At 62.1% G+C, this 9,424-nt stretch carries 9 protein-coding genes; 5 read left to right on the top strand and 4 right to left on the bottom strand.

Going from position 1 to position 9,424, the window contains the following annotated elements:
- Positions 1–132: 132 nt before the first annotated feature.
- Positions 133–1,322, bottom strand: a protein-coding gene (locus tag ACSBOB_RS33555) for an IS3 family transposase (protein WP_442580318.1) whose coding sequence is annotated in 2 segments (ribosomal slippage) — positions 133–1,070 and positions 1,070–1,322 — 1,191 coding nt in all. Because the reading frame shifts where the segments join, the coding sequence is not laid out codon by codon here.
- A 114-nt stretch (positions 1,323–1,436) separates the two neighbouring features.
- On the opposite strand from ACSBOB_RS33555, the gene ACSBOB_RS33550 reads away from it, so the two are divergent.
- From ACSBOB_RS33550 to ACSBOB_RS33530, 5 genes are all read left to right on the top strand, one after another.
- Positions 1,437–1,748 (top strand): hypothetical protein, encoded by a 312-nt coding sequence (locus ACSBOB_RS33550; protein WP_442580317.1) that lies wholly within the window; start codon positions 1,437–1,439, stop codon positions 1,746–1,748.
- Positions 1,748–2,794 carry a DUF7146 domain-containing protein gene (locus ACSBOB_RS33545; protein ID WP_442580316.1) on the top strand — a complete coding sequence of 349 codons (1,047 nt, stop codon included), beginning with the start codon at positions 1,748–1,750 and terminating at the stop codon, positions 2,792–2,794. The genes ACSBOB_RS33550 and ACSBOB_RS33545 overlap by 1 nt, the downstream gene beginning before the upstream one ends.
- Before the next feature lie 81 nt (positions 2,795–2,875).
- On the top strand, positions 2,876–4,123 hold the full coding sequence (locus ACSBOB_RS33540) for a tyrosine-type recombinase/integrase (protein WP_442580315.1): 1,248 nt from the start codon (positions 2,876–2,878) through the stop codon (positions 4,121–4,123).
- The gene (locus ACSBOB_RS33535; protein WP_442580314.1) at positions 4,120–5,070 is read left to right on the top strand and encodes a tyrosine-type recombinase/integrase; all 951 of its coding nucleotides are present in this window, start codon (positions 4,120–4,122) and stop codon (positions 5,068–5,070) included. The genes ACSBOB_RS33540 and ACSBOB_RS33535 overlap by 4 nt, the downstream gene beginning before the upstream one ends.
- On the top strand, positions 5,063–6,058 hold the full coding sequence (locus ACSBOB_RS33530; protein WP_442580313.1) for a tyrosine-type recombinase/integrase: 996 nt from the start codon (positions 5,063–5,065) through the stop codon (positions 6,056–6,058). The genes ACSBOB_RS33535 and ACSBOB_RS33530 overlap by 8 nt, the downstream gene beginning before the upstream one ends.
- A 344-nt stretch (positions 6,059–6,402) precedes the next feature.
- Here ACSBOB_RS33530 and ACSBOB_RS33525 read toward each other — a convergent pair whose 3' ends face one another.
- From ACSBOB_RS33525 to ACSBOB_RS33515, 3 genes are read right to left on the bottom strand one after another with little or no spacing between them, the layout of a single operon-like run.
- Entirely contained in the window at positions 6,403–7,365 is a 963-nt protein-coding gene (locus ACSBOB_RS33525; RefSeq protein WP_442583921.1) for a SphA family protein, read from the bottom strand.
- Between the two features lie 5 nt (positions 7,366–7,370).
- Positions 7,371–8,888, bottom strand: a complete 1,518-nt coding sequence (locus ACSBOB_RS33520; RefSeq protein WP_442580312.1) for a DUF1254 domain-containing protein — start codon at positions 8,886–8,888, stop codon at positions 7,371–7,373.
- Positions 8,889–8,913: 25 nt separating this feature from the next.
- A complete protein-coding gene (locus ACSBOB_RS33515; RefSeq protein WP_442580311.1) occupies positions 8,914–9,411 on the bottom strand; it encodes a hypothetical protein in 498 nt (165 codons plus the stop codon).
- Positions 9,412–9,424 lie beyond the last annotated feature (13 nt).

Genomic DNA, 9,424 nt, shown 5'->3' with positions numbered 1-9,424 from the left:
GCAAAATAGTTCGGACTTCTTTCATGCCGATGAGATCAGGACGTTGGACGGCCAATCGGCTATTGATTTCCACCCAGAGGTGAGCCGGTTGGGCGGTTGGGCGCGTAATATTCATGACCTGCCACTGAACTTTCATCCAGCGGCGATTAGAGCCTTGGCCGTTTCTGTTACGCCATAGGGCGCAGGTTGAGCAACCGGCGGAGACACGCAGCCCATATCGAGCGAAGCGTCGGAGCCGGTTGCGGCGAGGGCCTCGGCGAAAGCCGCCGGGGTCTGGTAGCCGAGCGAGGAATGCGGCCTCGCGGTGTTGAAATCTTCCCTCCATTCGGCGATGGCGCTGCGCGCATGATCGATGCCGAAGAAGAGGCTCTCGTTCAGCAGCTCATCGCGCATGCGGCCGTTGAAGGATTCGACATAGCCGTTCTGCATCGGCTTTCCGGGCGCGATGTAGTGCCATTCGACACGATGATCCTTCGACCAGGCGAGGATGGCGTTCGACGTGAACTCGGTGCCGTGGTCGGAAACGATCATGTCCGGCTTGCCGCGACGGCTGATCAGATCGGTCAGCTCACGTGCCACCCGGCGACCGGAGATCGATGTATCCGGGATCGCGGCCAGGCACTCGCGCGTGACGTCGTCCACGATGTTGAGCACACGAAAGCGCCGGCCACAGGCGAACTGGTCGTGCACGAAGTCAAGGGACCAGCGCGCGTTCGGTCTTGCCTCGACCAGGATCGGCGCTCTCGTGCCCACCGCTCGTCGCCGCGCCCGGCGCTTGCGAACCGTCAGCCCTTCCTCCCGGTAGAGCCGATAGATGCGGTTGATGCCAGATGGCTCGCCTTCCCGCCGCAGCAGGATGAACAGCCGCCGATAGCCAAAGCGTCGGCGCTCATTGGCAAGGTCACGTAGCCGGTCGCGCAACTCGGCCTCCGGCGGACGGCTCGACTGGTAGCGGATCATCTTGCGATCGGCACCGACGAAGGAACAGGCCCGACGCTCCGAGAGGCCCATGACGGCCTGCAGATGCGTGACGGCTTCGCGCTTAGCGGCGGGCCCTACCATTTTTTTGACAGAAGCTCGCGAAGGGCCGAGGCTTCCAGCATCTGGTCGGCGAGCAGCTTCTTCAGCTTCGCGTTCTCGTCCTCCAGAGCCTTCAGGCGCTTGGCGTCGGACACGTCCATCCCGCCATACTTCGCCTTCCAGTTATAAAGCGTCGCCTCGGAAACCCCGTGCTTGCGAGCCAGATCGGCCGCCTTTGCGCCCGCCTCGTGCTCGCGCAGAACCGCGATGATTTGATCTTCCGTGAACCGCTTCCGCTTCATCTGTCCGTCCTTCAATCGAGGCCGGACTCTAACTCCAGGTGGAGGAAAAACTCAGTGGCAGGTCACATCTGCGAGTTGCGCAACTGGCCCGCCGGCGACGGCGGGCCTTTTTGCATGAAGGAGACCGCGATGGCCGAAAGCCCGCACGACCTGGCCCGCCGCCTTGCCGACCAAGCCGATGCTGTCTGCCGTCACTATCTTTCCAGTGGCAAGCGTCAGGGGAACTATTGGCTGGTCGGCGATGTCCGCAACACGCCGGGCCGCTCGATGTTCGTCAGGCTGAAGGATTCCGCAAAGCGACCAGCTGGCAAATGGGCCGAATATGTTGCGGCGGGGGTTATGTTGCGCTCCCGCGATTGGGCGCTGTCCCACGGACGATGGACGGCGTCTACGCAACATAATCTCAGCACGCGGGAGGTGTCGTGATGCCCCGCGACGCTTCCGAGCTTGCGCGTCGCCTCGCCCGCGATGCCGAGGCGGTCTGCCGCCATTACCTGTCCAACGGGCGGCGCCAGGGTCGCTACTGGACGGTGGGCGACGTTCGCAACACGCCGGGCCGGTCGATGTTCGTCCGGCTCAGCGGGCCGGAATCCGGTCCCGGTGCGGCCGGGCATTGGACCGATGCCGCCTCGGCCGAATATGGCGATCTGCTCGACGTGATCCGTGAGAGCTGCAGTCTCGTCGACTTTCGCGATGTCGTCGATGAGGCACGACGGTTTCTGAGCCTGCCGCGCGCCGAACCGCACGGCGCCCCAAAGCCCGTTCGTACACCCGTTCCCGCCGGGTCGCCGGAAGCGGCGCAGCGGCTCTTCGCCATGTCGCAGCCGATCCGCCGGACGCTCGTCGAGACCTACCTACGCAATCGTGGCATCAAGGCTGTTTACGATGCGGGAGCGCTGCGGTTCCATCCGCGCTGCTACTACCGGCCGGACGAGCATTCGCCGACCGAGACCTGGCCGGCCATGATCGCCGCCGTCACCGATCTCGACGGCCGCATCACCGGGGCGCATCGGACCTGGCTCGATCCCAACGGCTTCGATGCCGTGCGGCTCGGCAAGGCGCCGATCGACACCCAAAGGAAGGCGATGGGTGGTCTCCTCGGTCACGCTGTGCGCTTTGGCGTGTCAGGTGAGGTGATGGCGGCCGGCGAAGGCATCGAGACGATGCTGTCGCTGCGCTGTGCGCTGCCTGCCATGCCGATGGCGGCCGCGCTCTCGGCCAACCACCTTGCCGCGCTTCTGCTCCCGCCGGCGCTGCGTCGGCTCTACATCGCCCGCGACGCCGATGCCGCGGGTGACCTGGCGCTCACGGCATTGACCGAACGCGCCGAAGCAGCAGGCATTGAGGTGCTTGCCCTGTCGCCGCGGAGGGGCGACTTCAACGAGGACCTGCGTGCGTTCCGCCTCGGCGCGCTCCGGCGGACATTGCGCGTCCAGCTCGCACCCCAGGATTGCTGCTTTACCTGCAGATGATGAGCACCTTCTTCGCATCAGCGCTTTCATCACAGTGCTCGGTGCGAAAGCTTGAGCCTCCACCAACCTGGAGGCACAAGTATGTTTGAAGCAATCTTCTTTCCCCAAACCGCTGAGAGATATCGAACAGCACCGCTGTCCGAACCGCGCGCGCGGTACCTTCGATACCTAAATGAACTGGGCGCTTGCCGAACAACCTTGCGCAAAAATGCGAACGATCAACTCAGTCTCGTCCGTCTACTGGATTTGCGAGAAGGCGACCGGGTAAGCATTCCCCAAATAGAAGCCGCAGCAGCAAACTGGGCGCTGCCTAAAGGACACAGATATGCTCGGGCAGCTTCGCCCAAGGCGAGAACACTCTTTGTCAGTCGCGGAATCCAATGGCTGCGCTTCCTCGGGTGGCTCGACGCGCCCGAACATAGGCATCACCTACATCAGGCAGAGATTGTGATCTTTGAGAGGTGGCTGCGCGAGGAGCGCGGCCTCTCCACGGCGACCATCCAAGACTACTGCGCCGCCGCCAACCACTTCTTGGCCTGGTTGGCTGGGAAGGGTGTTCCCCTAAACGCCGTCCGGATGACCGACATCGACGATGTCATTGCGGCAGAGCACAGGCGAGGAGTCTGGAAGCGCCGAACGATACACGATTACGCTCAGCGTCTGAGGGCGTTCTTCCTGTTTGCCGAAGCAAGCGGCTGGTGTCGAGCTGGGCTGGCCGCGGGGATCATGGCGCCCCAGTTCATGTCGGACGAGACCGTGCCGAAGGGCATAACGCGCGACGACGCCCTGCGGCTACTGGCTTCTGTTCGGGGGGATCGCCCGGTCGACAAGCGCGACCGCGCGATACTCATGCTGTTTGTAACTTACGGGCTGCGGGCTGGGGAAGTCGCCGGCCTGCGGCTCGACGATTTGGACTGGGAGAACGAGGTCATTCGCGTTCGCTGCTCGAAGCCAGGACGGACCCATATCTGGCCGCTGTCGCATGAGGTCGGACATGCCATTCTGCGCTACATACGGGAGGCACGGCCGTCCGGCTTCGGCCGCAGCCTCTTCTTCACTGCGCATGCGCCCATCCAACCGGTTGGCAGAAAGACCCTCGGCAAGATCGCCCGTGATCGTCTCGCAGGAATAGGCATCGTCACCGGCCGACGCGGCACACATGCCTTGCGCCATACCGCGGCCCAGCATCTGCTGGATCAGGGCATGTCGATGAAGGTGATCGGGGACTTTCTCGGGCACCGCGACCCGTCCTCCACCGCGATCTACGCCAAGGTCAACATCGCGGCGCTTCGCGAGGTGGCGACCCTCGATCTGGAGGGGTTGGTATGACACTGCGCGAGTCCATCGAGCAATACATCCTCTGGCGACAGGCCCATGGAGCCAAGTTTACGACCGGGGCGAACCTCCTGCGTCACTTCCTCAAATATGCGGACGGAGATGAGACCTGCGACGCGGTGACCACAACCCAGATTCTGGCCTTTCTGGTAGGCAAAGGGCCACTGGCTCGCCATCGCGAGAACAAGTATTACGCGCTTGCAGGCTTCTGGCGCCATGCCATCAGCCGTGGCCATGCGACTTGCTCGCCGTTGCCGAACAGCGAACCAAAATCGCCGCCCCGGACGCCACCGTATATCTACTCGCATGACGAGTTGCGGCGGCTCCTCGCCCCCGGGACCGTGGAGAGCAGTCGGCGCGGGGGAGTTCAGCTCGACGCAGTGACATTCCGGACCCTGCTTCTCCTGTTATATGGGGCCGGGTTGCGCTTCAGCGAAGGAACGCGGCTCACGCTGGCGGATGTCGATCTGACGGAAGACGTTCTGACCATACGCGCGACGAAGTTCTACAAGAGCCGTCTGGTTCCGATCGGACCGCAGCTTGCAACGGTGCTGGCCAACTACATGCTTCTGCGGCGGCGCGGCGGTCTTGCGCAGGGCGAGACTTCCTTCCTCTTGGCGAACCGGGACGGCACGCGGCTCGCCAGCAGCACGGTTCAGGCCGCCTTCGACGCGCTGCGGCGTATCGCCGGAGTCCATAGCACGGCAGGAGGGCGACAGATCCCACGCCTACACGATCTCCGGCACAGCTTCGCGGTTCACAGCCTGACTGCCTGGTATCGTCAGGGAGCGGATGTGCAACGGTTGCTGCCCGTACTCTCCACCTACCTCGGCCATTCCGATTTGGAGGGCACGAAGGTCTATCTGTCGATGACGCCGGAGCTTCTGCAGCAGGCATCACTGCGTTTTGCGCAGTATGCAAGAGGAGGCCAGCATGAGTGATCTCGTAACCCTTGGCCCCTGGCTTCGACGCTTTCTGTGCGAATATATCGTCACCGAACGCAATCTGGCGCGGAACACCCGCAAGAGCTACCGGGACACCTTCAGCCTTCTGCTCCCGTTCGTCAGCCGCAAGCTGCACAAACCCGTGGACCGGCTAGCTGTATGTGATCTCACCTCCCGGTATGTGTTGCAGTTCCTTACACATATCGAGGAAGATCGCGGGTGCTCTGCCCGGACCCGCAACCAGAGGCTTGCCACCATCCGGGCCTTCGCCCGCTTCATCGGCAGCCGGGATCCGGCCCATGTCGAATGGTGCGGCCATATCCGCGCCATCGCATCGAAGAAATCCGTGTCGCCACCGGTCGGATGGCTGACCAGGGCGGAAATGGAGACCATGCTCGCTGTGCCTGACCGCAAGACCAGACGGGGCCGCAGCGAATACGCCCTTCTCCTCTTTCTCTACAACACCGGGGCGCGTGTCTCCGAGAGCACGCAACTGAAGGTGCGCGATTTGCAACTCGGGGGCAGGAATAGCGGTCACGATCTTGCCACCCTGCACGGGAAGGGCGGCAAGACCCGCCAGTGCCCGCTGTGGCCGGAAACCGAACGAGTTCTGGCAGACGAGATTCTCGGTCGCTCGAACGATGATGCCGTATTTGTCAGCAGGCTCGGAACGCCCTTTACCCGCTTCGGGGTCTATCGCCTTATCGAGCGTTGCGCGGCCGGGGTGCCGGAACTTGCTGACAGAACGATAACCCCGCATGTGATCCGGCATACGACGGCTTGCCATCTGGTTCTCGCCGGCGTGGACATCAATACCATTCGCGCCTGGCTCGGCCATGTCTCGATCAGCACCACCAACATCTATGCCGAAATTGACCTCACGCTGAAAGCCAACGCCGTAGCTCTTTGCGAAGTCGGTCAGGCACGCCCCGCTCGCTCATGGAAGGAGGACAAGGATCTCATGGCCTTTCTGAAATCATTGTGAGTCCTGAGGTACGTTACGGCGCACTCGGCCTAGCACTCTGTATAAGTGGTGGACGCGCGCGGCGCGGCGACCGCCCTCTTGAAGACCGGCGCGGCTTTGTCCGGAATGGCCTCGCCGGATTGGAGGCGATCGCAAGATTGCCGTGTCGCCGCGCACGAACATGGCTCCGGCCGGGGAGAAGGGGACGTCCGCAATGTGGGCGTTCCGGTCATTCGTAGCGCAAGCGAAGAGGCGTTCTCTGGCGCGCGGTGCGCAACAGGTCAAGGAAAAAGAACGTCCAAAATGGAGGCCGGAAGCTGACGGGCACCTTGAGCCGGGAGCTTTTTCAGAAGCGGAATTAGACTTTAGAATTTCCCAGCAAGATTGAAGAAAATGGCATTACCCTTCATCCGATTTTCCACCTCGATTTCGTGCGCCCACTTCAGCGTCATGTTTATCTCGTTACCTTCACCGAATTTGGCCTTGTAGGTCGCCAGTGGACCAATCGCCACAGACCGCCCCTTGAAGCCATCGTCACGATTGTTGGCGAATGTGCTGTCGTCGTCCTGAATCTGGTAAAGGAACCCAGCCAAAACCCCAACACCGAAATTCTCCGTCACGTTCTTGGTCACGGACAGATCGAGATGCGCTACGGCGCCGCTATAGTAGTCCGTATCAGGATTTTTGGTGTTGATATCGACGCCGAAATTTCCCGAGAAGTCCAAGCCGTGTTGCGGTACCAGTCGGGTGAAGGCAACCGAGGGCGTGAATGTCCAGTAGTTCAACCCGACGAAGGCAATGTCGCCTTCTGTCCAGACGCCCGTCGGTGCGGTGATTGTAAGCGACGTTGACACCCAGGTGTCCATCGCATCGCTATGCCAGCCAAGCACCACGGGAGCGAACGCAATGTCACCGATCCCACTCACCTCCTGGATCACTTCCAGAGGTCCGACATCTGCCTTTGCTCTGGTCCAACCGACGGGAAGCAATCCCTGAACGGCGTAGGTCCAGTTGCCTGGCAAATCGATCTCCGGAACGTAGACCCCCGCGAGGCCTGTAACCCAAAGGTCTGCTTTGAGGCCGAGCGCTATGGAGCCGTCGCCGAAAGGCACATCGCCCGACGCTCCGCCATGATAGTAGATGTTCGAAATAGCCCAATAACCACCTGGGACGGGTGGCACTATGCCGGCTCCCGGCCCAGCAAATGCACCAGGGATGTATCGTCCTGCGGCAGCTTCGGTGGCCTGTGCCTGTGTTCCCAGGAACGTCAGAACCGTCGCGATGGCCACGCCCCAGAATGCTCGTCTGATCATCTCCGTGTCCAACATCAGGATCAACCTGCCTTCTCTACGGGAGGCGGAGTCCACGAGCCGTCCATGACGGCAGGCTTCGGCCAATAGGCGCGCACGTAAAGTGAAAAGTCGCCTTTCGGCGCCGGCAGCCAGTTGGCGCGCGCGACCGGATCGGTCGGCTCATCGGCCTGCACCGTGACGGTGAGCGAGCCATCATCGGCGAGCTTCAAGTCCTTGTTCTTGGTGCCCACGGAGAAGCGGTTGATCGGGTTGGCGATGAAGAAGTGGTGCTCGTTATAGATCGACAGCGACCAGAAGCCGTTCACTGGCGGCGTCTGATCCTTCGCGAACGTCACCGTGTAGCGGTTGGCGCTGCTCAGCCGTGCACCCGAGGCATCGAGATCCTGATAGAAATACTTCGTCTCGTCGGGTGAATTAACCAGGATGTTCGACTTAGCGACAGCTGTCCTCGTGAAATAGTCGACCCCAAAAGCGGATTCGTTGGAGATCGTACTCCAATGGTGGGGCAACTGCTGGCCGTAGTTGCGGAACTGGAACAGCGGGTTCACGAGCTTCTCTTCCGCGTCCTTGGCGGCCTCGATCATTGTCTGCTTGATTTTCGGATCGCCCTCGGAGGCCGCAAGCACGGCCAGCACCTGCGCGTAGCGGGCTTCTTCGCCGGGCAGCGGCGGCGCATCGGCGAGCACCGCCGGCAACTCGTCGAAAAACTTGTCCGGGAATACCCACCGCGTTTCCTCTTCGCCGGGCGGAGCGCCGGGGATCTTGGGCAGCTTGCTCCACTCGATGCGCTTCATCTGTCCGTCATAGTCAGCGAGCGGATACATCACGATTCCGGTCAGGACATCCTGAATTGCCCGCTTGTCTTCCGGCGTATCGTCCTGGGCGATACGTGGCGCGGCGAGACCCGTGCTGCTCGACGCGCGAAACACCCTGGTAATGCCTTTCGGGATCTCACCACTCCAGTCAGGGCCGACCAGCAGGTAGAAGCCGGGCGTGGTGCCGTGCATCTTGCCAAGTTGCGCAAAGCTGTCGGTGCGCAGATCGACGATCTGGTAGACCCAGAACCGATCGCCGAAATCCGGCACCTGGATGACGACAGGGGAAATATCCAGCGCGAGCAGGCCGAGCCCGTAGACCACGTCCTGATTGGGACAGGCGACATTGCGCTCTTCCGGATTGACATAATCCATGAGCATGGTGAGCTCGTTGAGCGGAGACTCGAGCAGAGGGCCGGCGTACCTGTGCTCCTTCATCTTCGAGAATGCGAGCCGGCGATTATACATGTTGACCAGCGGCCAAGCCCAGAAGAAGACGTCGCGAGCGACGTGGGCGGCATAGGCCTCTGTGATCTTCACGCGCGCATCGGGCCCGGGCGGAAGCGCCCCGCCCCAGCCGGGAGACGGCGGCAACGGTTGCGGGTTCAGTTCCGAGGCGTGGGCCGTCCCTACGCCGCCGCTCGCGTCGACCGCCGAAGCGGCAGCAAGTGTTGCGGTGCCGAGCAACATGTCTCGACGGTTAAGTCTGGCAATGCTGGTCATGGCATCCTCCCTGTCTGGTGTTCGGTTAAGCAGCTTCGCCGACTGTCTTGAGGGCGCGCGACACCGCGGCGAACATCACGACCGCGCCCGTGAAAAAGATCGCAATGAACAGCGCCTGACCGAGCAGCCAGGCGTTTTTTCCGATCGCGACAGGGGAGTAATAATAGCCCGGCCAGATCGCATCGAAGACGAAATAGCCGGGATAGCCGACTGCGAAGACGCCTAGCAGCCCAATCACGCAGAGCCAGAGGGCGCCGGAGCCCTTGGCGTCATCCGCCGATCCTGCGCGGCTGGCGACCATTGACGTCAGTCCCAGCGCCACCATGCCCAACCCGCCGGCCTGCACCGCGGCGACCGACAGCGTCCATGGACAGGCCCACCAGAGGGTGATGTTCTGCATGAACAACTCACCGGTTGGCCAGCGCGCGCCGACGCAGTAGTGCGCGACGATGCCGAAGGTCAGGAACACGCCGAATATGAAGAGGCCGAGTCCCCATGTCGCGAAGCGCGCGCCGATTTGCATGACACGCTCCTTT

Source organism: Mesorhizobium sp. KACC 23794, from assembly GCF_052180275.1.
In the GTDB taxonomy this organism is placed as follows: domain Bacteria; phylum Pseudomonadota; class Alphaproteobacteria; order Rhizobiales; family Rhizobiaceae; genus Kumtagia.
Note: the sequence above shows the minus strand (reverse complement) of the source record. Positions and strands in the feature narration are given on the sequence as shown.